This is a genomic window from Segatella copri, from assembly GCF_026015465.1.
In the GTDB taxonomy this organism is placed as follows: domain Bacteria; phylum Bacteroidota; class Bacteroidia; order Bacteroidales; family Bacteroidaceae; genus Prevotella; species Prevotella copri_E.
The window spans coordinates 1,577,736-1,603,851 of the sequence record NZ_JAPDUQ010000001.1 but is presented as its reverse complement, the minus strand read 5'-3'; the positions used below and the strand labels follow the sequence as shown (position 1 = coordinate 1,603,851).

Here is a 26,116-nt window from a genome sequence, read left to right as displayed (position 1 = left end):
ACACCGGCGTCTAATTGTTGGACAGAAACCTCATTATTTATCGGCTTTCGTAAGTACTTGCATCAGTCTTCGAAGCTATTTGAGTTAAAACAGGAATCTAATAATCCTCCATATAACCCTTGGTAAACATATCGTAGGACAGGGCTTCCAGTTCTGAGAGCGTCATCTGCTCTACCGAATGCTCTATCTTACGTATCAGTTCGTCTCGCTTGAAATCGTCGTCATCGCTCAGACGCGATGTAAATCTGTTACTCATTTTTTTGAATGTTAAGTGTTGAATGTTAAATGTTGAATTGGGCATACGCCACTAAATCTGTGTCATCTGTGAATTGAAAATCGCTGGCCGAAGGGAAAAGCAAATCTATGAGAAGATTACATCCGCTCGTAGGTGTTGATAACATTTCCATCATACGCCTCATGGCTGATTAACCGGACGTTATGAGGAAGCATAGGCGCTGGCGTTCCTGAAGTTACGGAGTTTTCCACAGATGTGGACAACAACGTTTCTACCCTGATTTCATCCCAAAGTCCAGCATCGAGGAATGCCTGATGGGTGATGGCGCCTCCCTCTACTATCAGCGACTGTACCTTATTATTATATAAGTACTGCATGATTTGCTGCAACACTTCCGTCTTGCCCCGTGAGAAATCCAGACCTTCTAAACAAGGATGATGGCGGTCGATGACCAGGCGCATCGGGTCCTTGCCGCTCCAATCTCTAACGTTGAGCTGACTGTGGTCGCGCTCATCGGTTACGCGGCCTATGAGGATAGCATCGTTCTCAGCACGCAACTTGTGAGAGAGCATCTTGGTGAAAGGCGAGGAAATAGCCATACCCCTACCCCCGTTGTCAAGAAAGCCATTCGCGGTCTGCGCCCATTTCAGGATGATGTAAGGGCGCTGATGGGTGTTGAAGGTGATGAAGCGCTTGTTGAGTTCGAGACATTCCGCCTCCAGAACGCCTACTGTTACTTCGATGCCTGCCTCGCGAATCTTGCGGATACCGCGGCCCTGAACCTTGGCAAAGGGATCTACGCAGCCACAAACGCATCGCTTTACTCCTTTTCTTACTATCAAATCGGCACAAGGCGGCGTCTTGCCGTAATGAGAGCAGGGTTCGAGACTCACATAGATGGTAGCTTGGCTTAATAGATGCTCATCCTCGGGCTTAACAGATGCAAAGGCGTTGACTTCAGCATGCCCTTCTCCGCATCTTACATGATAGCCTTCGCCGATGATTCTGCCATCCCCACTCACGATAACGGCTCCCACCATCGGATTGGGTTTGGCATTCTCTCTTCCGTTTTTCGCCAGCTGCAGACAGCGGCGCATAAACATTTCGTCTATTTCCTTTTGCGACAACGGTTCGCCCGTCTTCACATTCTGAAAAGAAACATTATTTTGTTCCATATCTAAAACTTTTCTTCGTTTTTTACTTACTTTTCGATAAAATGTCGTACCTTTGCTCTCAAATCATAATATACGATTTAGAGATGAAAACGTATCAACAACTCTGGCAATCCATTATCACTCTATATGAGGCGGGCGAAGCACAGGCTATCGTCCGCACCGTGCTCGATGTGAAGTACGGAATGACGCTGACCGACATAATCTGCGGCAAAGTTAATGAATTATCTGCAGATGAAGAAAGAAAACTGGAAGAAATTATCAGAAGATTGCAAAAAGGCGAACCTGTACAGTATGTTCTGGGCGAAGCTGACTTTGCAGGAAGAACCTTCCATGTAGAGCCGGGCGTGCTGATTCCGAGACCCGAAACGGCGGAACTCTGCGAGTGGATAGAAAAAGATGCGACTGAAAACAAAGGGATTACGGAAGGAGAGAAGGAAGAAAACACCATCCGCATCCTGGACATCTGTACGGGTTCGGGCTGCATCGCCATTACGCTGGGACTGGACATCGGCGGCTCGGAGGTTACGGGTTGGGATATTTCAGAAGATGCCTTGAGGATAGCACAGGGAAATGTTGCACTTCTGGATGCCGGTAACGTAAAAATAGAATATCAGGATGCCCTGAAATTGGCGGAAACATCGGATGCCGGAAGATGGAACATCATCGTGAGCAATCCCCCGTATATCTGCGAAAAGGAGAAAGCGGATATGGAGAAGAATGTGTTGGAACACGAACCTGGAATCGCCCTCTTCGTGCCCGATGAAGAGCCTCTGAAGTTCTACAGAGCCATCGCCGAATATGCCTCTTCTGCCCTCAAATCCGGAGGTGCATTATACTTCGAAATCAATCCTATCTACGAAAAAGAAACAAGGGAAATGCTGGAAGGATTGGGGTTTAAAGCTATTGATACAAAGGAAGATGCCTTCGGAAAGCAGAGAATGATGCGAGCCGGCAAATCATAAAGTTCAATGTTCAAATCTCAAAGTTCAAAGTAAAATCATCATGTTCAAATCTCAAAGTTCAAAGTATAAAAAGCCGATGACCGAGCAGCAGGCGCTCCTGAAGCTCACCACCCTCTGCACTCAAGCCGAACATTGCTCGCAAGAGATGATCGACAAGATGAAGAAGTGGGAACTGCCCGAAGATGCCATCGCCAGAAACATGGAATTCCTGACCGAGAAGAAATTCATCGACGACGAACGTTTCGCACGCTTCTTTATCAACGACAAAATAAAATACAACAAGTGGGGACGCCGGAAGGTGGAACAGGCGCTGTGGATGAAACATATTCCGAAGGATATCTCCGACCCAATCTTCGAAGAGATAGAAGACGACCTGTATATGGAAACCCTCCTGCCCCTGATGAAAAACAAATATAAAACCATCAAGGCAAAGAACGACTATGAACGCTCGATGAAACTCATCCGCTTTGCCCTGGGAAGAGGATACAGCATGGAGGTTATCCACAAATGCATCGACCGGATGAAGGAAGAAGATTTGGGAGACATCGATTTCGAAGAGGAATTCTAAAGCAAAGCATCAAGTTCAATATCCAAGCCTCAAAATTAAGAGTAAAGCCATGCGTACCAGCCTGTTAAGAGACATATTAGATTTATTCTTCCCCCGAACCTGCGCCATCTGCGGAAATGTGCTCGCTGGCGGGGAGGAGATGATATGCATAAAATGTCTGTTCCGCATGCCGGGAACCGATACTTGGAAACAGCCCTACGACAACGAGATGGCAAAACTCTTCTGGCATCAGATTCCCATCGAACGCTGCTGCGCTCTCTTCCATCACATCAGCCATGCCACATCGGCTAGAGCCGTCTACCAGCTGAAATACATGCATCATCCTGAAATGGGAATCTATCTGGGCAGAATGCTGGCAAAGAAGGGGTTAGGCATTCAGTTCTTCGACGGAATAGACGCCATCATCCCCATCCCGCTCACCCGAAAACGAGAAAAAGAACGCGGCTATAACCAGAGCCTTCTCATCGCCAAAGGCATCCAGCAACTCACCCATCTGACCATCATCAAGGATGCCGTAAGAAGGAAAAAGTTTAGCGAAAGCCAAACCCACAAGAACCGGCAGGAAAGACTGGAAAACGTGAGCCAGGTTTTTGAAGCCGCAGCAACCTATCATGACGGGCAGGGGGAGCACCCCATCACGCAACTTGAGGGCAAACATATCCTCATCATCGACGACGTATGCACCACCGGAGCCACCATCATCTCCTGTGCGGAAACCCTGATAAAAGCAGCCGGAAAGATGAAGATAAGCGTGCTGACTGTAGGTTTCGCACATGACTAAAGGCCCTTTTTGCCGAGAGTTAAAACATTTTAACCCTAAATATAGCCGCCGTGTGCAAAAATCATTGTACCTTTGCAAAATAATTAATAATAATTTAATCCTTTAAAGATTATGGACAAACTGAAGAAAGAATTCGCATCTAAGTTATTGAAAGTAAAGGCAATCAAGTTGCAGCCTAATGATCCATTCACATGGGCTTCAGGCTGGAAGTCACCATTCTATTGCGATAACCGCAAGACTCTCTCATTCCCAGAACTCCGCAATTATGTAAAGCTTGAGCTCGTTCACGCTATCCTGGAGCAGTTCCCAGAGGCTGATGCTGTAGCCGGAGTAGCTACTGGTGCCATCGCGCAGGGTGCTTTGGTTGCTGACGAACTGAACATGCCTTTCGTATACGTTCGTTCTAAACCAAAGGATCACGGTATGCAGAACCTCATCGAAGGTCAGCTCGACCCTAAGGCTAAGGTTGTGGTAGTAGAAGACTTGATTTCTACCGGCGGCAGCTCTCTCAAGGCAGTAGAGGCTCTCCGCAAGAACGGCAACGAGATTGTGGGCATGGTAGCTAGCTACACCTATGGTTTCCCTATCGCCGAGAAGGCTTTTGCTGATGCTAACGTAAAGCTGGTTACTTTGACCGACTATGAGCACGTAGTGGCAGAGGCTCTGGAGACTGGCTATATCAAGCAGGAAGACGTAGAGCTGCTCCACGAGTGGCGCAAGGACCCAGCTAACTGGAAGAAGTAATCAAGCTGACCCATCAATAATGAGTACAAGTACATTCGAAAGTAATATCAAACAGATTCCTCACAAGCAGGAATCTGTTTACCGTACATTGAGCGATCTGAACAACCTGCAGATGCTCAAAGACCGCTTCGAGCAGGTGAAAGACCAGATTCCTGAGGACAAGAGAAAGGAAATGGAAAAGCTGAAGGACCTCAAGTTTGATAGCGACAGCATCTCTATCACAGCACCTATGGTGGGTGAAATCAAGATGCGCATCATCGACCGCGAGGAGCCTAAGACCATCAAGTTTGAAACAGAAAACAGCCCTGTTCCTTTCAACTTCTGGATTCAGCTGCTCCCTACAGGCGAGTTCTCATGCAAAATGAAACTCACCATCAAGGCAGAACTTAACATGTTTATCAAGGGTATGGTGAAGAAGCCATTGCAGGAAGGCATCGAAAAAATTGCTGATGCGCTTGCGATGATTCCTTACCAGGATTAATAAATAAAGAAATTATGGCACATAAACTTTGGGAAAAGAACTTCGAAGTAAACAAGGAAATTGAAAGATTCACCGTAGGAAGAGACCGCGAACTCGACCTCTATCTCGCCAAGTATGACGTGCTGGGCAGTATGGCACACATCACCATGCTCGAAAGCATCGGACTCCTGGAGAAAGATGAACTCACCCAGCTCCTTGCCGAACTGAAAAACATCTACGCCATCGCCGACAAGGGCGAATTCGTAATAGAAGACGGCGTGGAAGACGTTCATTCCCAGGTAGAACTGATGCTCACCCAGAAACTGGGCGACATGGGCAAGAAGATTCATTCGGGTAGATCACGCAACGACCAGGTTCTCGTAGACCTCAAACTCTTCACCCGTCATGAGTTGAAGGAGATTGTGGACGCCGTGAAGATTCTCTTCGACGAGCTGATTCAGAAGAGCAACCAGTATAAGGACGTGCTGATGCCGGGCTACACCCATCTGCAGGTGGCTATGCCTTCATCATTCGGTCTCTGGTTTGGCGCTTATGCTGAAGGACTTGCCGATGACATGCTCTTCCTTCAGGCTGCTTACCGCATGACCAACCGCAACCCATTGGGTAGCGCAGCCGGCTATGGAAGTTCATTCCCTTTGAACCGCACCATGACCACCGAACTTCTCGGTTTCGACAGCTTGGACTATAATGTGGTTTATGCACAAATGGGCAGAGGAAAGATGGAGCGCAACGTGGCTTTCGCCATGGCTACCGTGGCAGGAACTTTGGCAAAGATGGCTTTCGACGCCTGTATGTTCAACTGTCAGAACTTCGGTTTCGTGAAATTGCCTAAGGAGTGCACCACCGGTTCGAGCATCATGCCACACAAGAAGAATCCAGACGTATTCGAGTTGATTCGCGCCAAGAGCAACAAGCTCCAGAGCCTTCCACAGCAGGTAATGCTCATCATGAACAACCTGCCAGTAGGCTATTTCCGCGATCTCCAGATTATCAAGGAAGTGTTCCTCCCTGCCTTCGACGAGTTGAAGGACTGTCTGCAGATGGCTGCCTACATCATCAACAAGATGGAGGTGAACGAGCATATTCTAGACGATCCTCGCTACGACCCTATGTTCTCAGTAGAAGAAGTGAACCAGCTTGCAGCCAACGGAATGCCATTCCGCGATGCTTACAAGAAGGTAGGACTGGAAATCGAGGCTGGCGAATTCAAGCCAAACAAGGATATTCATCATACTCACGAAGGCAGCATCGGCAATCTCTGCAACGACAAGATTCAGGCGCTGATGGAGCAGACCCTCTCTGAGTTCCACTTCGAGCGCATGGAGAATGCCGAGAAGAATCTTCTGAAATAAAGACTGAAAGGTTTCTGCATGAAGAATAGCATATATAATAAGGTATATATATATAATAAGGTGAAGAGCATGGCTGGAATAGCTATGCTCTTACTTTGTTCGTGCGATGCAGAAAACAGCATCAGCACCAAATATCCCTGCCAGTTCTACTTCAAGTCGCAATACCATCCGGGCACAAGTCTGGAAACAGCCCTCAACGGAACGGGCGTCTACACGATGGTTAGTGCCAAAAAGGTAAATGGAGCCTGGAATATCTATTCTACATTAAACGATGGGAAAAACCAGACTGAAACCATCATCCTCTCTACAGCGAAGGAGAATTATGCCAACTATACTTATCTGGGAGCGGGCAACGACCCTAAAGATGCCAAAAAGAACGGCTTCATCATGGGATTATCCAACTTCAGCGGACCTGTAGCCTGGGACCGCCAATGTCCAAACTGCCTGGAACAATATGGTGGAACCAACTATCCGCTGGAATGGACCGGCAACCGCCAATCGGTAATTTGCGACAAATGTAAACGCATCTACAGCCTGGAAAACGGAACCATCACAAGCGGCGGAAAGAGCAAAAGCGACAAGCCGCTGATGCAATATCGGGTAACCTACGGCGGCAAAGGAACCGATATATACGTGGGAAACTAAGCAGAAACGGAGGGCAAACGAAAAAAATGGCGCTTTCTTGTCTTAAAAAATGTAAATCGTTTGGAGATTTAAAGAAATAGCATTACCTTTGCACCCACATAACGCGGAAATAGCTCAGTTGGTAGAGCACAACCTTGCCAAGGTTGGGGTCGCGGGTCCGAGTCCCGTTTTCCGCTCAACTCTTAACGTTTACCATGCCGCAATGGTGGAATTGGTAGACACGAGGGACTTAAAATCCCTTGGCCAGTAATGGCTGTGCGGGTTCGAGTCCCGCTCGCGGCACTTTAAAGTTTTTCCTTATGAAAAAATTTGCTTACATCCTCATTTTATTCATTACGCTGGTCTTAACATCATGTGGTGTTAGCAGTGGGCATTTCAAGTTTGAAGGCAAATTTCTCAATATGAATCAAGGCGAGTTTTATGTATACAGTCCTGACGGGGGCTTCGAAGGCGTTGACACCATTAAGGTAGAAGGCGGCCGTTTCACTTTCGAAACCGAATGTAAGGAAGATTTTACCATTATGCTTGTTTTCCCTAATTTCTCTGAGCAGCCTATCTTCGCAAAATCGGGCAAATCAGTAGAAATCGAGGCAGATGCTTCGCACCTTAAGGAAATGGAGGTAAGCGGAACCGAGGATAACGAACTGATGACAAAATTCCGCCAGAACATCCTGAAAGATACGCCACCTGAGGCTAAAAAGCATGCTGAAGACTTCATCAGAGAACATCCGAATTCTGTGTGCAGCATCTATCTGATCAAAAAATACTTCATCACTTCTACACAACCTGATTACCGCAAGGCGCTCTCACTCATCAATATCGTAGAGAAGGAACAGCCTAAAAACGGACAGTTGGCTAAGATGAAGCAGTTGGCAGAAACCATGAAGAATGTAGGCATCGGTGCAACCCTGCCTTCATTTACAGCATACGATATCAACGGAAAACTCGTTTCTAGTACAGAAATGAGCAGCGCTCCGGTTGCCGTAATCTACACCTGGGCTACCTATAACTATGACAGCCAGGACATGCAGCGCGAACTGAAGAGCCGTCAGAAGAAATCGAACGGCAAGCTTAAGCTGATGGCTTTCTGTCTGGATGCCAGCAAGAGCGAATGCAAGAACAACATCAAGCGCGACTCTATCACATGCCCTATCATCTGCAACGGCGAAATGCTGGAAGACAAGACCTTGAAGAAGTTGGGATTGGGAAACCTTCCTGACAACATCATACTTCAAAATGGTAAAATCATCGCCCGAGGCATGAAAAAGCAAGAGCTTTACAATAAGCTCGACCAACTGCTAAAATAAATACTTTCGAGCTAGTCAAGAACCCATAAAAAGCACGCCTATATGTTAGTAAAGACATATTGTGCAGCAGTTAACGGACTAGAAGTAACTACTGTAACCGTAGAAGTAAGCCTCAACAGAGGCGTCATGTACCACCTCACAGGCTTAGGCGACGAGGCGGTCAAAGAGAGCCGTAACCGAATTTCAGCAGCTCTCCAGTATAGCGGCTTCAAATTTCCGATAGCCGACATCACCATCAATCTGGCTCCAGCTGACCTCCGGAAAGAGGGCAGCAGTTTCGACTTGCCGCTTGCAATCGGACTTCTAGGCGCCAACAACAACATTCCCGAAGATCATCTGAAAGAGTACATGATGGTAGGCGAGCTGAGCCTTGACGGTACGCTCCAGCCTATCAAAGGTGCCCTGCCGATAGCTATCAGAGCCAGAGCAGAGCACTTTAAGGGACTGATTGTGCCGGAACAGAACGCTCGGGAAGCGGCTGTCGTAAACAATCTTGAGGTTTACGGCATGAAAACACTTTTCGAAGTCATACAATTCATGAGCGACAGAAGCAATCCTTCTCCTACCATCGTTGACACCCGCAAGGAATTCTACGAAAACCAGGTTCATTGTGAATACGATTATGCCGACGTCCGCGGTCAGGAGAACGTGAAAAGAGCGCTCGAAGTGGCTGCGGCTGGCGGACACAACCTGATTATGGTAGGTCCTCCAGGTTCCGGAAAGTCAATGATGGCAAAACGTTTGCCGTCCATTCTTCCTCCCCTCACGCTATCTGAGAGTCTGGAAACAACACAGATTCACTCCATTGCAGGCAAACTGGGCAAGAATGTATCACTCATTTCCCAACGCCCGTTCCGGTCTCCTCACCATACCATCTCTCAAGTGGCTCTGGTAGGCGGTGGAACATCGCCACAACCGGGAGAAATATCGCTCGCCCATAATGGCGTTCTGTTCTGCGATGAACTTCCGGAGTTCAATAAAACCACTCTGGAAGTACTCCGCCAGCCATTGGAAGACCGCCACATCAACATCAGCAGAGCGAAATATTCTACAGATTACCCATGTTCATTCATGTTTGTGGCAAGTATGAACCCTTGTCCATGCGGATATTATGGTGATCCGACACATCGCTGTGTCTGCACGCCAGGCCAGATTCAAAGATACATGAACAAGATTTCGGGTCCGTTACTCGACCGCATCGACATCCAATGCGAAATCAGTCCTGTTCCTTTCCAGGACATATCGAAGGCAGCACCAGGTGAGCCAAGTGCCAAGATCAGAGAAAGAGTCATCAAGGCAAGAGAAGTTCAAGCCGAAAGATTCAAAGATTATAAAGGCATCCATTGCAACGCCCAGATGACCGAAAGAATGATTCATCAGTTTGCCGAACCCGACGAACAAGGTATCGAACTGCTCCGAATGGCAATGGAGAAGCTTTCTTTGTCAGCCAGAGCCTATAACAGAATACTGAAAGTGGCACGAACCATTGCTGATTTGGCAGGAAGTGAACAGATTAAGCCTGACCATATAGCAGAAGCCGTGGGATACAGAACCCTCGACAGAGGCGATTGGGCAGAAAGAGGACATTTATAATCATAAAGAAGATATATGTAAAAGGATAAAAATCCGTTTTTTCCTATCATTCGCTCTAAAAAGTTGGATCTATAAAGAAAAAGGGAGAAAAAAATAGAAGAATAGCCATTTTAAAATAGTTATAAACCTGTTTTTGAATGGCTATTTTCTTTTGTTATTACGAAAATATTACCCCATAAAGACAAAAGTACCACAAAAAACAGACAAAAACGAATAGCAAAATCGTCTAAGATGGGGTAATTTTTACTCTATAAGGTGTAATAATTGATTTTAATTACCTTTTAAATTTACGAAAATCACTAATTCTAATAAAAATTACCCCATATAGGATAAAAAAATGCATTACCTTTGCAACCGTAAAAAGAACGCTAGCACAACGCTAGTTTGATTATTAACAACAAAACTATTAAGATTATGGATTGCATTTTTAAAATTACAGACGCAGTAAAGAAGATTGGTTTCGTAATTCTTCTTGCAGAGTTGGCCGTTATCGCCTATATGAACGTAATGTAAGAAATCTCTCTATAGATAAAAATATATAAGGAGGAAGTTTTCTACATACTAAGGTAATTAGATTGTAAAAGGTCAACAACATAAGTTGTCAGAACGAATAAGTTCTTAGAAAAAGTAAATGATAATAATTAGGTACAGTCCTATCAGGGAGGAGTCTGATGGAAATGTACAAGATGGGAGGCTCTTGCAGAGATGCGAAGGGCCTTTTTTTGTATCCTGCCCTACGCTATCCTTACTATAAAAACACTAAAGAACCCAGCTTTTTACACCTTATTATATATATAAGTAAGAAAAAGCGACGATAATTCTTTCTTATCTCCAACATTTTTTGTAATTTTGCAGCCAAATAACAAAAATATATTAGCTAATATGGAACAAAAGAACTTTAAACGTACTACCGTGACTGCGGCTTTGCCTTATGCCAACGGTGGTGTGCACATCGGTCACCTGGCAGGTGTTTACGTGCCAGCCGATATCTATGTTCGCTACCTCCGCCTCAAGAAGCAGGATGTTGCCTTCATCGGCGGTAGCGATGAGCATGGTGTACCTGTTACTATCCGTGCCAAGAAAGAGGGAATTACCGTTCAGGAGGTGGTTGATCGCTATCACAATCTCATCAAGAAGAGCTTCGAGGACTTCGGTATCTCTTTTGATATTTACAGCCGTACCACTTCGCCAACTCACAATAAGTTTGCTTCAGACTTCTTCCGCACACTCTATGACAAGGGCGTATTGGAAGAAAAGGTAGAGGAGCAGTTCTGCGACGAGGTAACAGGCGAATTCCTTACCGACCGTAATATCGTAGGTACTTGTCCTCGCTGTGGTGCAGAGGGTGCTTATGGCGACCAATGCGAGAAATGTGGTGCTACCCTCTCTCCTGAGGAGCTCATTAACCCTACCAACAAGAACAACCCTGGTCATGGTCTCGTAAAGAAGCCTACCAAGAACTGGTATCTTCCATTGAACAAGTATCAGGATTGGTTGAAGAAGTGGATTCTGGAAGGCCACAAAGAGTGGCGTACCAATGTTTACGGCCAATGCAAGAGCTGGTTGGATATGGATCTTCAGCCACGTGCGATGACACGCGACTTGGATTGGGGTATTCCTGTTCCAGTAGAGGGTGCAGATGGAAAGGTGCTCTACGTTTGGTTCGATGCACCTATCGGCTACATCTCAAACACCAAGGAGCTTTGCGATGCTCATCCAGAAAAGTGGGGAACATGGCAGAAGTGGTGGCAGGATCCTGAGACTCGTCTCGTTCACTTCATCGGTAAGGACAATATCGTGTTCCACTGCATCATCTTCCCTACTATGCTGAAGGCTCACGGCGACTATATCTTGCCAGACAACGTACCAGCCAACGAGTTCCTGAACCTGGAGGATGATAAGATTTCAACATCCCGCAACTGGGCTGTATGGTTGCACGAGTATCTCGTAGATTTGCCAGGCAAGCAGGATGTATTGCGCTATGTATTGACAGCCAATGCGCCTGAGACCAAGGACAACAACTTTACCTGGAAGGATTTCCAGGAGCGCAACAACTCTGAGTTGGTTGCCGTTTACGGTAACTTCGTAAACCGTGCCCTCCAACTCACCAAGAAGTATTGGGGCGGCGTAGTTCCTGCCTGTGGTGAATTGCAGGAGGTAGATGAGAAGGCTATCGCTGAGTTCAAGGACGTGAAGGAGAAGGTAGAGCAGTATCTCAACGTATTCAAGTTCCGCGAGGCTCAGAAAGAGGCAATGAACCTGGCACGTATCGGTAACCGATACATCACAGAGTGTGAGCCTTGGAAGGTTTGGAAGACCGATCCTAAGCGTGTGGAGACCATCCTGAACATCTCCCTGCAGTTGGTTGCCAACCTCGCCATCGCCTTCGAGCCATTCTTGCCATTCTCTTCTGAGAAACTCCGCAAGATGATCAATATGCCTAACTTCGAGTGGACTCAGCTCGGCAGCACAGATTTGCTCAAGGCTGGTACCCAGCTCGGTGAGCCTGAATTGCTCTTCGAGAAAATTGAGGATGAGGTTATCGAAAGACAGCTCCAGAAGCTCGCTGACACCAAGAAGGCTAACGAGGAGGCTTCTTATCAGGCTGCTCCTATCAAGCCAGAGGTTAGCTTCGATGATTTCGAGAAACTCGATATCCGCGTAGGTCACATTCTGAACTGCGAGAAGGTAAAGAAGTCTAAGAAACTCCTGAAGTTCACCATCGACGATGGTTCTGGCGTAGAGCGCACCATCTGCTCAGGTATCGCAGCCTACTACGAACCAGAACAGCTGATCGGCAAGGACGTATTGTTCGTAGCCAACTTTGCTCCTCGCAAGATGATGGGCATCGAGAGTCAGGGTATGATTCTGAGTGCTGTCAACTTCGACGGCTCATTGAACGTAACTTCTCTCCTTGGCAAGGTTAAGCCAGGAAGCCAGGTAGGATAAAGAATCATAGAATCATCTGATTATCAGATAAGGTAAAAGCCTCAAATCCTTTGCGGATTTGAGGCTTTTCTTATTTCTATCCAAATATTCTTTTATAATGTAAAACGATAACCCACGGTAAAGGTCAGAGCCTTGTTCTTGCAGTTATCCCAATCGCCCTTGCCAGCCTTCGTCAGGCTCACGTTGTATCGGGCATCCAGAATCACGTTCATATATTCATAGCTCAAGCCCAGAGGAATGGCTACATCCACCTTCTTGGCAGGCCAAAGAGCTTCGGTTTCCTGCATATCCTTGTATGTAATAGACCCGTTTTTATCCTTCTGAAGGTCGGTTTCCTCTCTTTTAACCTTGCCGTCGCCACAAAGGAATCCCAGCTGAACGCCTGTGTTCAACGACAAGCCTTCAACAAGATAGACCTTCAGCATGAGCGGTACCTGGATATAATCGAGGTTCACATGATGATTCTTAATACCTGTATATTCCCCTTTTTCAGCATTCTCAGTCAACTCGCAGTCAGGGAAACGCATACCCTGTCGGGCATAATAAGCACCCAGCGTAATACCCAGGCTCTTATTTATGCGATATTCCACATCTGCGCCGCCCATGAATCCAGCCTGATACTTAGGCTTTAGCGAGATTCCCTTCTCAGGTTCGAGAACCAATCCGCTCCAGTTAGCCAGAGATACACCAATACGGGGAATTACCGAGAATCTGCCTACCGGATTCTCCACTTCTTGTGCCTTTGCTCCCACAACAGCAAGCAGCAGCACCAGCATTATAACTATTTTCTTTTTCATTTCCACAACAGTTTGTATATCATAATAACAAGAAACAAGGGATAATATTGCATCCTACAGCCATTTTTCTCCATGAAAGACCTGTTCTCGCAAAGTGTTATACAATGTCACTCGTTTAAACAGTAACAAAAAGCAATATTTATCCTTCTGCTATCTTCCATTGACCAATGGTTCGCTTCTGGCTGTCGTAGTTGATTCCAACTTTTACCATTCGTTTGCCGTCAGCTGAATAAGGAATGAGATAGCCTTTGTCATCAATCTGTTTCAAAGCTTCCTCAGCCGTCTTATCAAACTTCAATTCCATCACATAGATTGTATCCGGCATGTGAAGAACGGCATCTGCTCTGCCTATTGCACTATCCTCCTCCACCAAGATGTAAGCACCCATCAAATTAAAAATGAGATAAAAGACCGTTTGGAAGTCCTTCTCGTTCTTGTTGGCAAGTCGATTGGAGATACTGGCGAGATAAGCCTGCATTTTCTGCAAAGCACCATCCATATTATTGTTATATAGTTGCTCCAAAAAGTCGAAGATGAAACTATTATTGTTCAACGATATTGGAGAGAGATAGTTAGGAGCCAAGGAACGAACCATCCCTACACGCACTTCCTTGTTTGGATAATCCAGCTGATAGCTCTGCAAGATAGGGTTATACTTCTTGATGGTGAGATACCCACTCTGATAAAGCAATGGTAAAGCAGAAGTCATCTGCTCAGGAGAGACATCGAAATCATCCACCCCTACGGATTTCTGTTCTATATCCATCACCCCCACATGATGTTTGCGTAAAGTGTTGATAATGTATGCAGGAGTACCTGAACTAAACCAATAAGCTGCTATTTCCTTACTTCTCAACGCTTTAACCAGACTAAACGGGTTAAACACATCTTCTGATTTTTTACTGAAATGATAACCATCATAATATGAACCCAACTCGGCAACCGTTTCATCAAAAGTTTTTCCCAAAGACTTGGCTAGCAACTCAACATCAGGCTTCATCGCCGTCAGTAGTTCTGTCTTGCTGATACCACAGATAGCAGAATACTGATCGAACATGCTGATATTATCCAAATTATTGATCTCGCTAAAGATACTCAACTGAGAGAACTTGGTGATACCCGTGATAAAGGTAAATTCCAGCCAAGGGTCGAGATATTTCAATGGGCTATAGAACTTCCTCATAACCAAGCGCAATGGCATCAAACTTTCCTTCTCATGCACGACATCCAAGAGAGGAGCATCATATTCGTCTATCAAAACGACCACCTTTTGCCCCATCTTCTTATAGGCACGCTTTACCAAAGACTGCAAACGCTGGCTCGGCTGCACCGCCAATTCGTCACGTCCATAGACCTGCTCGTATTCTGAAAGCATGTAGCCCAGCATCTCTTCTAACCCTTCGGGTGTCTGATTTTTGGCAGTACTCATGTCGAAGTGAAGAACAGGACGTTTCACCCATTCTTTCTCATATTCGCCAAGTGCCAAACCATCAAACAGTTCCTTCCTGCCCTCATAATATGCCTGGAGTGTAGAGACAAAAAGCGACTTGCCGAATCGTCTAGGACGACTCAGAAACACATATTTAGAACCATTACGCAAGAAATCGACAATATACCTTGTCTTATCTACGTACACATAATTACCCTCTCGTATATCAGAGAAAGTTTGCATTCCTACTGGGTATTTTCTTATCTCTTCCATAGCCATATTACTTTAGACGGTGCGAAGTTACGAATAAAATATCAGATACGCAAATAAAAAGACAAAAAAAAGAGAGGCGAGCTTCACTGCCAGCCTCTCCCGAGAGATTTATAGAAAATGCCACTCATGGCATTCCTATATCTTGATTAAAAATATTATCTTATTAAAATATTCCATCACAGCGATTACTCGCCGTAACCATCATTCTGCTTGATGTTAGGGTTTGCATTGATTTCTGCCTGAGGAATGGCTGCGATAGCCTTATAGAAATCACGGTTGAAAGACTGAGCTTCCTTGCTCAATGTCTTGTGCCAACCCTTATCAGCTTCACTTGTATAACGGGTGATAGTCTCGTTATTACGCAAAGCATCAAAGTAACGCTGTCCCTCGCCAATCAACTCCTTACGACGCTCAATCAAGATGCGGTCGAGAGTGATGTTATCAACAGTTGCCAAAGAAGCCTCTGTTGTGGTACGGTTCTTTACCAAATCATTCAGATACTCTACAGCCTTAGTCTTGTCATTATTTCTAAATGCACACTCTGCAGCTGTCAAGTAAACCTCAGAAAGACGGATAATTGGAACGATAGTAACATTACGAAGATTACCACCTTGACCACGCAACTTGTTCAGAAATACCTTGTTGGTACCATAAGTTTCCACCTCTTTGGCTGCAGTTGCAGGCAAGAACATATCGTTACGAACATCTTCTGGGTCTGAAGTAAGCATGTCAACAAACTTCTTAGTAGCAACCATTTCCTTGTAGCCATCACGCTGCTGAAGGTTACCGATACCATTCAAGTCATTGTTGTCTGTAGAACCTGCCACATTGAGACGGAACAAGAACTCACTCTCATTAGGAGTTGAAGCATCCCATGCTTTGAAGTATTGGTCACGAGTCCACAACGCTGCGCCAGAATTCTTGATAATATCCTCAGCAACAGACAAGGCGTTAGCATAATCACCCATATTCAAATAAACACGAGAAAGGATTGCCTTTGCTCCCCAAACGCTTACATAACCTGGTTCTGTCTCTGTAGCAAGAGCATTAGAGCTGATAGCCTCAGTCAAATCCTTCACTACTTGGGTGTAAACCTCAGCAACAGTGCTACGAGCAGGTTTTGCATTAGACTCCAGCACTCCTGTTACCAATGGTACACCAAGAGATGCACCCTGATCCTCTGTATATGGCTTACCATAGATACGAACAAGGTCAAAATGAGCAAGGGCACGGAGTACCTTTGCCTCTGCCGCATACTGGTCGATAGTAGCCTTAGCCTCTGCTGCATCGCTCAAAGCACCACCTTCTGCAGCAGCTATGATACGATTAGCACGGCCAATAACAATATATGGTGATTTCCAAGTTACGGTACTTGATGTAAACTCAGATGCTGTCTGATAGTTCATATCATAGTAGAAACTTGCACGGTTAGAACCACCAATATTATTATACTGATAATCATCACCTGCATGAACATCACCATAAACGAAGAACTGCATACCATAGTAATCTACCAAGCTGCTGTTTCCCTTCAAAGCCTTGTACATACCCGTTCTCGCAGCATCCAAGTCTGAACTGCTGGTCAAGGCTGCATCTGTATCTGTACCATCAGAAGGAGCTACGTCCAACCAATCATTGACGCAAGATGACAGGCTGGCTGCCAAAATAGCGCAGCCCATTACCTTATATATTGATTTTAATACTTTCATTGTATTTCGTTCTTTTATAAATTAGAAACTAAGTTCGATACCAAATGTATAAGTTCTCAAAGCTGGCATTTCGAATGTACACAAGCCATCCACTGGTGTCTCTGGATCAACAAAAAGATCCTTAGACTTCCAGGTCAACAAGTTGTTGGCAGAGAAATATACACGAGCCTTGCTCAAGCCAAGGTTGCTGATCCACTCCTTTGGTGCTGAGAAACCTAAGGTAAGGTTCTTCAAACGAAGATAATCGTTAGGCATCAACCAGCGAGAAGACAACACACCCTTACCATAACCAGCCTGGAACTTAGGCAACTTAGCATTATCGCCTGGCTTCTGCCACATATCCTCCAACTTATAGTAAGAAGGGATTGCTCCACGGAGGGCGTAACTACCACCATTATCGTGCAACCAAGTAGCATAATCGTAAGAGTCACCGCCCAACTTATAGGTCAAAGTAAAGTTGAAGTCGATAAACTTCCACTTGATGAAGTTAGACAAACCGCCCTCAAGTGCTGGCTCATGATGACCAACAATAGTCTTGTTTGCCTCAGCTACATTAGTAGTGGTCTTGCGAGCATTCTCGGTTCCATCATTGATGTAATAGCTCTCCAAACCTGTCTCAGGGTCAACACCTGCATACTCATACATATAGTAAGAATAGTAAGGCTTACCTACCTGATGAATCATGGCACCGCTGATAATCTTGTCATCATCACCTGTCAACTCTGTTACCTTGTTGGAGTTATGACCAAAGTTCAGAGAAGTAGTCCAAAGGAAGTCCTTCTTCTGAATGTTGGTAGAAGAAATGGTCACCTCAATACCTTGGTTACGCATAGAACCTACATTCTGAGCCATGGTAGCCAACAGAGAAGAATCATCATAGTAACCTGGAATCATTGAGATAGGACGGTTCATAATCAAATTGGATGTATTACGAACGTAGTAATCCAATGTTACAGAGATACGGTTGAGGAATGTCAAGTCAAGACCAAAGTTCCAAGCCTTGTTCTGCTCCCACTTCAAGTCCTTGTTGGCTACACCAATGATACCCATACCATTGCTACCATTGTAGTACTCACCATACCTATAAAGGTTCATGTAACTATACAAGCCAGATGGAAGAGTTCCGTTCACACCATAAGATACACGAATCTTACCATCGCTCAATATATCCTTGATAGAATCCATGAACTTTTCTGCACCAAAGCGCCAAGCACCAGATACAGACCAGAACGAACCCCAACGATTCTCACGTGCCATACGAGAACTACCATCACGACGATAGCTTACACCAGCATAATACAAATCGTTATAGTTGTAGTTGACACGACCCAAGAAAGAAGTCATCTTTGAGTCATACTTGTAACTCTGCATAGAGGTATCGCCAGAGTTAGCGAACTCATACAAGTTGCCAGGGTAGTCTGTACCAGAAGCGTATGAGTTGTTGTTATGCCATGCCTCTGTCTCGAAACCAAGCAAAGCATCCACATTGTGGGCACCAAAAGACTTATTGTATGTCAACTGTGTCTGAGTGTTCATGGTTGTCCACTCATTGTAAGTACGCTGCATCACACCATTTGAGCCAGAGCCATTGCCACAGTACTTATCCCAAAGCACATCCTCTGTAGAGTTGATGTAGTCGTAAGCTACCTTCTCACGCAACTTCAAGTTGTCCCAAATGTTCCATTCGAGAGCCAAGGTGCTGTAAGAACGTGTCGTGTTAGTTCTATCAGACATGTGCTGGTTCTCATAAATAGGGTTATAACCATTGTTATAAGCACCATCTGTCTCTGTCAGCAAATTACCATTCTTGTCATAGATAGCATTAGAAGGGCCGAGGAACCATACTGCACTTGAGATGGCACCAGCAAAAGAAGCGCCACCATCCATGGCAGAGTTCTGATGCATAGATGAAATCATTGTGCTAGCATCCAACTTGAACTTACCAAAACGATGGGAAACGTTTACATTACCTGTCATACGTTCCAAGCCTGAACGGTCAACAATACCATTCTGATTTGCATATGACAAAGATGCATAGAACTTGGTCTTATCATTACCGCCAGTTACACTTGCCTGATAGTTCTGATTTGAACCATTTTTGAAAAGCGCATCACGCCAGTTTGCCCAACCATTCTCTGGTTTTGCTGCATAATCATCAATATTTTGATCGGCAAAAGCTGCAGCAGAGGCATCAGTAGTACCATCAATATTATCAAAAGCATAGTTCTTCAAGCCTTGATAAATCAAGGCACGACGAGAATCACCATCCAACGTTGGACGATAGTTGATAGCCATGTTAGAGAATCCCCAGTCGCTACGGAAATCAACCTGGGTCTTACCTGCACTACCACTCTTGGTTGTAATGACAAGCACACCATTGGCTGCACGAGAACCATACAAAGAGGCTGCGGCAGCATCCTTGATAACAGTGATAGATTCGATATCGTTGCTGTTCAATGTAGAAAGTGCATTGGTACCAGAACCATTGTAACCAGCTTGTGTGGAACCATCATTGAAACCACTCAAGTTACCAGAGTTCACAGGAGTACCATCAATCACAATCAATGGATCGTTACCTGCATTGATAGAACCCATACCACGAATACGGATATAGTTCATTGCACCTGGCTGGCCAGAGAAAGAAGAAATAGAAACTCCTGGGATATTACCAGAAAGCTTATCTTCAACAGAAAGTGAAGGAACATCACTCAACTTAGCTGTTGACATGGAAGCAGCAGCACCTGTAAATGAGGATTTCTTGAAGTTACCATAACCTGTAACAATCACCTCATCCAAGGATTTGTTATCAGAAGTCAAAACAATCTTCATATTAGAACTTGCTTTGACAGTTTGTGGATTCATACCTATATAGGTAATCTCCAACTTGGAGCCGGCTGGAACATTCAAACTGAAGTTTCCATCGACGTCCGTAACAGTACCCGTATTAGTACCAGCTACTTTGATTGATGCGCCAATAACAGGCTCACCATCCTCTGAAGCTACTACCTTACCGGTAACAGATGTTTGGGCAAAGGCTACTCCACAACTGAGAATTGCCCCCCCCACAAATAAAGCGATTCTTTTAAACATAATCTCTCTCTTTATTAGATAATAATTTATAAATTTATAATAATCGGCTGCAAAATTAGATTTTTTTTCGGATATTTGCAAATATTTTGAAAGAAAAATTTAATAACGTACATAAAAAAGTCTATTTTTAACACTTCTACCTTGTCATATTGCAACAAAAAGGATATTTTTGCTGCAATAAGGCTATAATTTGTAAGAACAGAAATAAGAAGTTTCTTAAGTTATCTATACCGGCATCTGCTGGGTAAGGAGTATTGTTTAAATACGTAGAACAAATAGATTAAATAGTCACAGTTCTACGATTCATCGGTTCTAACAATTAGTTCCGTACGGTTGCCGGCAGTTGCCAACAAGGTTGCTGACATATGTCGATAACTCTGTTGGCATATGTCAGGAACCTTGTTGGCATATGTCAGGAACCTTGTTGGCATATGTCGACAACTCTGCTGGCATATGGCAGCAACCCTACAAATCTAATTCCGCTGACCAACAGATACGTTATCTATAAGCATAAGATATATTTGTTTCAGGCTTATTATCTGCAAAGAATAAATAGAATATCATACTGACTGCAGGGAGCGAAATACTTGACATACCACAAAAAAGAAAACGTTTACGGCACTTTTTAGTTAAAAAATTTGGGTATATTGCACATTTTTCGTAATTTTGCGCACGATTTCAACGACTAGAACAAAACAAAGTGGTTTTACACCTTATTATATATATAGAGAATGATATATGTAGGGGATTGTCGTTAGTATAAACAAAAGTATTAAGATAACAATGACTCACAATTTGTTAAAAGGCAAGCGTGGCATCATCTTCGGTGCACTCAATGAGGAATCAATCGCTTGGAAAGTAGCTGTAAAGGCTGCTGAAGAGGGTGCTACTATCGCACTTAGTAATACAGCTATGGCTTTGCGTATGGGTACGCTGGATAAGCTCGCTGAACAGATTAACGCTCCTATCATCGCAGCTGATGCGACTAGCGTAGAAGACTTGGAAAAGGTATTCACAGAGGCTCAGGAGAAACTCGGTGGCAAAATCGACTTCGTGCTCCACTCTGTAGCTATGAGCCCTAACGTTCGCAAGCATCGTACATACGATGACCTCGACTACAACTTCCTGAACAAGACATTGGATATCTCTGCTATCTCTTTCCACAAGATGTTGCAGGTAGCCAAGAAGTTGGATGCTATCAACGAGTGGGGTTCTGTAGTAGCTCTCACATACGTAGCTTCTCAGCGTACATTCTTCGGTTACAACGATATGGCTGATGCCAAGAGCATGCTCGAAAGTATCGCCCGCAGCTTCGGTTACATCTATGGTCGTGAGAAGCACGTGCGCATCAACACCATCTCTCAGAGCCCTACAGCTACAACAGCAGGTAAGGGTATCAAGGACATCGAGAACATGATGGACTTCGCCGACAAGATGTCTCCACTCGGAAACGCCGTAGCTGAGGATTGCGCTAACTACTGCGTGATGATGTTCTCTGACTTCACCCGCAAGGTGACCATGCAGAACCTCTTCCACGATGGTGGTTTCTCATCAATGGGTATGAGCCTCCGTGCCATGAACCAGTATGCTAAGGATATGACTCCTTATGAGGATGAGAATGGTAAGGTTATCTACGGATAATCAGGCAGAAGAGAAAAAATCTCACTAATATACAAACAGGTATGTTCAGTAAAAATCTGAGCATACCTGTTTTTTTTTTCATATCCACCCTCTATCTTAAACTTGGCAACAAGCGGAAGATGATCGCTGTATCCACCCAAATATCGGGGACCGAGATAGGTGCGGAAAGGTTTCTTTCCGCCATATTTCTCATCATCTTCTAAGAGGAATGGCAAATCTCCTATCTGACAACTCATCTTAAGCCGGGAAAGCGAAGGACTGAAGAGAATCTGGTCAAGACTTCGCCAATCTCCATGCCAGCGATAAGTAGCCTTGGCACCATGAGAGCCTTTGGCGCCAACAGATATATTAATAAGGTGATGCTGATAAAGATAACGAAGAGCCGGAGAATCGGAATAATCGTTGAAATCGCCGGCTACGATAATCCTTGCACTATCATTGAGCGCATAGATAGAATCTACGGCAGAAACCAGCTGGCTGGCTACCTGCAGCCGGTAGGGACGCGAAACCTGTTCGCCGCCACGCCGGCTAGGCGCATGCAATACAAAGACATGGAGCGTATCATCATTCATAATCCGCCCCGAAGCGTAGAGAATATCTCTCGTAGGACGAGTATCAGGCAGCGGCTTGATGCGGATGGACCGGAACTGTATAAGCGCAAAAGAAGATGGCTGATAAAGCAAAGCCACATCTATGCCTCGTTCATCAGGCGAATCGGTCATCACATAATCATAATTCACACCGCGAAGAGCTGAACGCCGGGTTAAATCAAACAGCACACTATCGTTCTCCACTTCGCAAAGCGCCACAAAATCGGGAACATGCCAGGACTTCTCCGAGGGTCTTGAAAGATTATCTGGGGAGGCGGTACCAACAAGCGACAAATCTTCATAACCCAAAGCTACTATAGTCTTGGAAAGATTTGCCAGCTTGCGCCAATAGCGATAAGGTGTCCACTTGTAACTGCTCTGTGGCAGGAATTCATAGTCATTCTTCAGCGAATCATGCCTCGTATTGAAGAGGTTTTCGCAGTTCAACTCCACAAAAGTGAGGAAACTTGATAAGATGAGAGTGAAAAACATAACATTTTATTTTGTATTGTCAACGATTTGATGTATCTTTGCAGTCGGTTTACAATGGTCCTATAGTTTAACGGATAGAACGGAGGTTTCCTAAACCTTTGATCCGAGTTCGATTCTCGGTGGGACCACGTACTTTCCTTATCATTCCAGAGATGATAAAACAATAAAGGTCGCTCCTGACAATCAGGAAGCGACCTTTATTATTTTTATATTCTTTCCAGTATCTTTCTCTATCCGACATACATCGGACAGAGAAAGAATGAAGAGTTTCTGATTACTTAACTTCTGCAACCTCCTCAGCTGTCTCTTCCTTAATCTTACGACCAAGAACGATGTAAGCCATTGGAGATGCAATGAAGATAGATGACAATGTACCGAATACAACACCCAGGATCATTGCGAATGAGAAGCTGCGGATGCTGTCACCACCGAGGATGAAGATACAGAGCAACACGAGCAATGTAGATGTAGATGTATTGATGGTACGAGCCAATGTCTCATTGATAGATGCATTGAAGAGCTGCTGACGGTCGCCCTTAGGATGCAACTTCAAGTTCTCACGGATACGGTCGAACACAACCACCTTATCGTTGATAGAGTAACCTACCACGGTCAGGATAGCACCGATGAAGGTCTGGTCGATCTCCAATGAGAATGGAACGAGACCCCATAGGAGTGAGTAGAAACCGATAACGGTCAAGGCATCGAATGCCAACGCTACAGTAGAACCTACAGAGAAGGCCACGTTGCGGAAACGTATCAGGATGTAGAGGAAGATAGCAATCAATGCGAAGAGCACACTATAGATAGCACCCATAGTGATATCCTTAGCCACAGAAGGACCTACCTTTGTACTACTGATGATAGAACCACCCTGACGAACATCTGGATTCTTGAATGCCTCAACACTCTTCTGAGAAACCAGGTTAGCCTTCTTCAAGGCATTGTAAAGGATAGTCTCAGCCTCATCGTCAACAGTTGGACTGTTGCTCTCAATCATATAATTGGTAGATACACGGATAGTCTTACCGTCTGTACCGATAGCAATAGCGCCAGTAGTTGCCTTAGTACCGTCTGCATTGACGAATGCATCGCCAAGAACCGTACGGATCTGCTCTGGCTCTACAGGGTTCTCGAACTGTACTACATAGTTACGACCACCTGTGAAGTCGATACTCTTACTCAAGCCACGAACAAAGAAACTACCGATGAATACGACAGCTGCTACGATGGCAACGGTGAAGGTAGTCTTGTACATAGACATGAACTTATACTTCTTGCCCTGCATCAGGTTGTGAGAAACTGGAGTATCAAACTTGCAGTGCATCCACTTATCGTGGTTCAACTTATAATCGTAAACCAGACGAGTCAGGAACACAGCAGTGAAGAATGAAACTACGATACCGATGATCCATGTAGTAGCGAAACCACGGATAGGACCTGTACCGGTAGTCAACAGGATAACACCAGTAATCAAAGATGTCAAGTTAGAGTCGAAGATAGCAGAGAAAGCGTTGCCATAACCGGCAGCTACAGCCTGCTTCATACCCTTACCGGAGCGGAGCTCCTCCTTGATACGCTCAAAGATAAGCACGTTGGCATCCACGGCAGTACCCAGAGACAAGACCATACCGGCAAGACCTGGTAACGTCAGAGCCGCCTGGAAGGACGTCAGAATACCCAGCGTGAAGAATACGTTGACGAGCAAAGCCAGGTTAGCCATCATACCAGGAATGATGTTGTACATCATCACCATGTAGACCATCAGGAGTACGAAAGCTACAACGAATGATACAATACCCATCTGGATAGACTGTGCACCGAGTGTAGGACCTACAACCTCCTCCTGAACGATACGTGCAGGAGCTGGCATACGACCAGACTTCAATGTGTTAGCCAAGTCCTTGGTATCCTCGATAGTGAAGTTACCGGAAATCTGAGAGCTACCACCATCAATCTCGCCGTTTACACGAGGAGCAGAGTAAACTACGCCATCCAGAACGATAGCAATAGCCTTACCTACGTTAGCCTTGGTCATCTGAGCCCACTTACGTGCGCCCTCAGTATTCATCTTCATGCTAACAACAGGTGAACCCATCTGGTCGAACTCGTCCTTAGCATCGGTAATTACATCACCCTCCAAAGGAGCACGACCTGTAGTGGTAGTCACCTTCAAGGCGTGAAGCTCGAAGATATTCTTAGCCTTCAGGTTATCAGCTGGCTTAGCACTCCAAAGCAGACGCAAGTCTGATGGCAAAACGCGCTTAGCCACAGCAGAGTAGATAATCTTGTTGATAGCAGCAGTATCGCGAACGCTAGCATAACCAACAGTGCTCAAACCACCACCGAGCTGCAAACGAGCCAACAATGGGTGAGCCTTGATAGCAGCAGCATTCTGAGCATCCTCGCCTACCTTGCTTGCAGCATCGTCCTTCTTCTTGATAGAGAACTTAGCCTCAGCCTTCTTAGGTTCAGCCTTAGCAACTTCTTTCTTAGCTGCTGCAGAATCTGCTGCAACCGTATCGTTCTTCTCCTCACCATTATCACCATTTGCGATACGGGTATCAAGCTGCTGGAGATAAGGAGCGATTTCCTCTGAGTTGTATGTCTCCCAGAACTCAAGGTTTGCACTACCCTGGAGCATCTTACGCATACGCTCTGGCTGGCTGATACCTGGCATTTCTACCATGATACGGCCCTGCTGACCTTCCAACTTCTGGATGTTAGGCTGTACAACACCAAACTTATCGATACGGGTGCGGACAACATTGAAAGAGTTGTCAATAGCATCCTGTACAGAAGCGCGGATAGCCTTCTCTACCTCTGCGTCGCTGCTCTGAGGAGAAACCTTGCCCTGCAACTGCTGGGTAGCGAATACTTCTGCGAGTTTATGACCTGGTGCGCTCTTATGATAAGCGTTAATGAAAAGTGACACGAAGTCACCACCGTTAGCTTCTTCCTGAGCTCTAGCTTCCTTCATGGCATTGGTAAAACCAGCGTCGGTCTTATGATCGGCAAGGTTTTCAAGTACATCAGGTACAGAAATCTCAAGAATTACATTCATACCGCCCTTAAGGTCAAGTCCAAGACCAATCTGAGTCTCCAAGCAGTTCTGGTAAGAATAAACACCTAAGTACTTAACAGAATCCTTATAATCCTGCTGAGCAATAGGATCTTTAATCTTTGCAGCCTCGCTGTCATAGTAACGTGTGGCAAACGAGAATGACAAATAGAAGATACTTGCGAGTGTCAGTAAGACGGCTACACAAATTACAATTCCTTTGTTTTGCATTTCTATTTATT

The 26,116-nt window shown here is 45.1% G+C and carries 19 protein-coding genes and 3 tRNA genes; 14 read left to right on the top strand and 8 right to left on the bottom strand.

Annotated elements, in window-relative coordinates:
• Positions 1-97: 97 nt before the first annotated feature.
• Complete coding sequence (locus ONT08_RS06695; protein WP_022121547.1) at positions 98-256, bottom strand: hypothetical protein; 159 nt, start codon at positions 254-256, stop codon at positions 98-100.
• Positions 257-372: 116 nt separating this feature from the next.
• Entirely contained in the window at positions 373-1,410 is a 1,038-nt protein-coding gene (gene ribD, locus ONT08_RS06690) for a bifunctional diaminohydroxyphosphoribosylaminopyrimidine deaminase/5-amino-6-(5-phosphoribosylamino)uracil reductase RibD (protein WP_264959534.1), read from the bottom strand.
• Positions 1,411-1,493: 83 nt separating this feature from the next.
• Between ribD and prmC the strand changes: the two genes are divergently transcribed.
• From prmC to metG, 12 genes are all read left to right on the top strand, one after another.
• Positions 1,494-2,372 (top strand): peptide chain release factor N(5)-glutamine methyltransferase, encoded by an 879-nt coding sequence (gene prmC, locus ONT08_RS06685; RefSeq protein WP_264959533.1) that lies wholly within the window; start codon positions 1,494-1,496, stop codon positions 2,370-2,372.
• Between the two features lie 40 nt (positions 2,373-2,412).
• The gene (locus tag ONT08_RS06680; protein ID WP_181975270.1) at positions 2,413-2,940 is read left to right on the top strand and encodes a regulatory protein RecX; all 528 of its coding nucleotides are present in this window, start codon (positions 2,413-2,415) and stop codon (positions 2,938-2,940) included.
• Between the two features lie 139 nt (positions 2,941-3,079).
• Entirely contained in the window at positions 3,080-3,721 is a 642-nt protein-coding gene (locus tag ONT08_RS06675) for a ComF family protein (protein ID WP_264959532.1), read from the top strand.
• Positions 3,722-3,832: 111 nt separating this feature from the next.
• Entirely contained in the window at positions 3,833-4,465 is a 633-nt protein-coding gene (gene pyrE / locus ONT08_RS06670; RefSeq protein WP_006848066.1) for an orotate phosphoribosyltransferase, read from the top strand.
• Positions 4,466-4,484: 19 nt separating this feature from the next.
• Positions 4,485-4,946 (top strand): SRPBCC family protein, encoded by a 462-nt coding sequence (locus ONT08_RS06665; RefSeq protein WP_117587246.1) that lies wholly within the window; start codon positions 4,485-4,487, stop codon positions 4,944-4,946.
• 14 nt (positions 4,947-4,960) lie between these two features.
• Positions 4,961-6,298: an argininosuccinate lyase gene (gene argH / locus ONT08_RS06660; RefSeq protein WP_264959531.1), complete on the top strand. Its 1,338-nt coding sequence runs from the start codon at positions 4,961-4,963 to the stop codon at positions 6,296-6,298.
• An 18-nt stretch (positions 6,299-6,316) separates the two neighbouring features.
• A complete protein-coding gene (locus ONT08_RS06655) occupies positions 6,317-6,943 on the top strand; it encodes a hypothetical protein (protein ID WP_118140989.1) in 627 nt (208 codons plus the stop codon).
• Between the two features lie 103 nt (positions 6,944-7,046).
• Positions 7,047-7,119: transfer RNA gene (locus ONT08_RS06650), tRNA-Gly, on the top strand.
• A 20-nt stretch (positions 7,120-7,139) separates the two neighbouring features.
• Positions 7,140-7,225 (top strand) — tRNA-Leu (locus ONT08_RS06645).
• 17 nt (positions 7,226-7,242) lie between these two features.
• On the top strand, positions 7,243-8,250 hold the full coding sequence (locus ONT08_RS06640; RefSeq protein WP_117587248.1) for a DUF4369 domain-containing protein: 1,008 nt from the start codon (positions 7,243-7,245) through the stop codon (positions 8,248-8,250).
• Positions 8,251-8,292: 42 nt separating this feature from the next.
• Positions 8,293-9,843: a YifB family Mg chelatase-like AAA ATPase gene (locus ONT08_RS06635; protein WP_117727385.1), complete on the top strand. Its 1,551-nt coding sequence runs from the start codon at positions 8,293-8,295 to the stop codon at positions 9,841-9,843.
• Positions 9,844-10,725: 882 nt separating this feature from the next.
• Positions 10,726-12,792: a methionine--tRNA ligase gene (gene metG / locus ONT08_RS06630; protein WP_117727386.1), complete on the top strand. Its 2,067-nt coding sequence runs from the start codon at positions 10,726-10,728 to the stop codon at positions 12,790-12,792.
• A 92-nt stretch (positions 12,793-12,884) separates the two neighbouring features.
• On the opposite strand, the gene ONT08_RS06625 is transcribed toward metG, so the two are convergent.
• The 4 genes from ONT08_RS06625 to ONT08_RS06610 all read right to left on the bottom strand — a co-directional run bounded on the left by ONT08_RS06625 (position 12,885) and on the right by ONT08_RS06610 (position 20,090).
• Positions 12,885-13,589 (bottom strand): porin family protein, encoded by a 705-nt coding sequence (locus tag ONT08_RS06625; protein ID WP_264959530.1) that lies wholly within the window; start codon positions 13,587-13,589, stop codon positions 12,885-12,887.
• 139 nt (positions 13,590-13,728) lie between these two features.
• The gene (locus ONT08_RS06620; RefSeq protein ID WP_264959529.1) at positions 13,729-15,291 is read right to left on the bottom strand and encodes an ATP-binding protein; all 1,563 of its coding nucleotides are present in this window, start codon (positions 15,289-15,291) and stop codon (positions 13,729-13,731) included.
• A gap of 185 nt (positions 15,292-15,476) precedes the next feature.
• Positions 15,477-17,000 (bottom strand): RagB/SusD family nutrient uptake outer membrane protein, encoded by a 1,524-nt coding sequence (locus tag ONT08_RS06615; RefSeq protein ID WP_264959528.1) that lies wholly within the window; start codon positions 16,998-17,000, stop codon positions 15,477-15,479.
• Between the two features lie 21 nt (positions 17,001-17,021).
• The gene (locus ONT08_RS06610; RefSeq protein WP_264959527.1) at positions 17,022-20,090 is read right to left on the bottom strand and encodes a SusC/RagA family TonB-linked outer membrane protein; all 3,069 of its coding nucleotides are present in this window, start codon (positions 20,088-20,090) and stop codon (positions 17,022-17,024) included.
• Between the two features lie 783 nt (positions 20,091-20,873).
• Between ONT08_RS06610 and ONT08_RS06605 the strand changes: the two genes are divergently transcribed.
• Positions 20,874-21,731, top strand: a complete 858-nt coding sequence (locus tag ONT08_RS06605) for an enoyl-ACP reductase FabI (protein ID WP_153114376.1) — start codon at positions 20,874-20,876, stop codon at positions 21,729-21,731.
• On the opposite strand, the gene ONT08_RS06600 is transcribed toward ONT08_RS06605, so the two are convergent.
• On the bottom strand, positions 21,722-22,813 hold the full coding sequence (locus tag ONT08_RS06600) for an endonuclease/exonuclease/phosphatase family protein (RefSeq protein WP_264959526.1): 1,092 nt from the start codon (positions 22,811-22,813) through the stop codon (positions 21,722-21,724). The two genes, ONT08_RS06605 and ONT08_RS06600, sit on opposite strands and share 10 nt — an antisense overlap.
• 56 nt (positions 22,814-22,869) lie before the next feature.
• Between ONT08_RS06600 and ONT08_RS06595 the strand changes: the two genes are divergently transcribed.
• Positions 22,870-22,941 (top strand) — tRNA-Arg (locus tag ONT08_RS06595).
• Positions 22,942-23,087: 146 nt separating this feature from the next.
• Here the strand turns inward: ONT08_RS06595 and secDF are convergent.
• Positions 23,088-26,105, bottom strand: a complete 3,018-nt coding sequence (gene secDF, locus ONT08_RS06590) for a protein translocase subunit SecDF (protein WP_264959525.1) — start codon at positions 26,103-26,105, stop codon at positions 23,088-23,090.
• Positions 26,106-26,116: the final 11 nt, after the last annotated feature.

Excerpts from the sequence above, each read along its gene's own strand:
- ONT08_RS06610 (WP_264959527.1), bottom strand. The coding sequence starts at position 20,090 with ATGTTTAAAAGAATCGCTTTATTTGTGGGGGGGGCAATTCTCAGTTGT.
- ONT08_RS06680 (WP_181975270.1), top strand. The coding sequence starts at position 2,413 with ATGTTCAAATCTCAAAGTTCAAAGTATAAAAAGCCGATGACCGAGCAG.
- ONT08_RS06695 (WP_022121547.1), bottom strand. The coding sequence starts at position 256 with ATGAGTAACAGATTTACATCGCGTCTGAGCGATGACGACGATTTCAAG.
- ONT08_RS06655 (WP_118140989.1), top strand. The coding sequence starts at position 6,317 with ATGAAGAATAGCATATATAATAAGGTATATATATATAATAAGGTGAAG.
- ribD (WP_264959534.1), bottom strand. The coding sequence starts at position 1,410 with ATGGAACAAAATAATGTTTCTTTTCAGAATGTGAAGACGGGCGAACCG.
- argH (WP_264959531.1), top strand. The coding sequence starts at position 4,961 with ATGGCACATAAACTTTGGGAAAAGAACTTCGAAGTAAACAAGGAAATT.
- pyrE (WP_006848066.1), top strand. The coding sequence starts at position 3,833 with ATGGACAAACTGAAGAAAGAATTCGCATCTAAGTTATTGAAAGTAAAG.
- ONT08_RS06605 (WP_153114376.1), top strand. The coding sequence starts at position 20,874 with ATGACTCACAATTTGTTAAAAGGCAAGCGTGGCATCATCTTCGGTGCA.
- ONT08_RS06665 (WP_117587246.1), top strand. The coding sequence starts at position 4,485 with ATGAGTACAAGTACATTCGAAAGTAATATCAAACAGATTCCTCACAAG.
- ONT08_RS06600 (WP_264959526.1), bottom strand. The coding sequence starts at position 22,813 with ATGTTTTTCACTCTCATCTTATCAAGTTTCCTCACTTTTGTGGAGTTG.
- metG (WP_117727386.1), top strand. The coding sequence starts at position 10,726 with ATGGAACAAAAGAACTTTAAACGTACTACCGTGACTGCGGCTTTGCCT.
- ONT08_RS06625 (WP_264959530.1), bottom strand. The coding sequence starts at position 13,589 with ATGAAAAAGAAAATAGTTATAATGCTGGTGCTGCTGCTTGCTGTTGTG.
- prmC (WP_264959533.1), top strand. The coding sequence starts at position 1,494 with ATGAAAACGTATCAACAACTCTGGCAATCCATTATCACTCTATATGAG.
- ONT08_RS06640 (WP_117587248.1), top strand. The coding sequence starts at position 7,243 with ATGAAAAAATTTGCTTACATCCTCATTTTATTCATTACGCTGGTCTTA.
- ONT08_RS06620 (WP_264959529.1), bottom strand. The coding sequence starts at position 15,291 with ATGGAAGAGATAAGAAAATACCCAGTAGGAATGCAAACTTTCTCTGAT.
- secDF (WP_264959525.1), bottom strand. The coding sequence starts at position 26,105 with ATGCAAAACAAAGGAATTGTAATTTGTGTAGCCGTCTTACTGACACTC.
- ONT08_RS06615 (WP_264959528.1), bottom strand. The coding sequence starts at position 17,000 with ATGAAAGTATTAAAATCAATATATAAGGTAATGGGCTGCGCTATTTTG.
- ONT08_RS06675 (WP_264959532.1), top strand. The coding sequence starts at position 3,080 with ATGATATGCATAAAATGTCTGTTCCGCATGCCGGGAACCGATACTTGG.
- ONT08_RS06635 (WP_117727385.1), top strand. The coding sequence starts at position 8,293 with ATGTTAGTAAAGACATATTGTGCAGCAGTTAACGGACTAGAAGTAACT.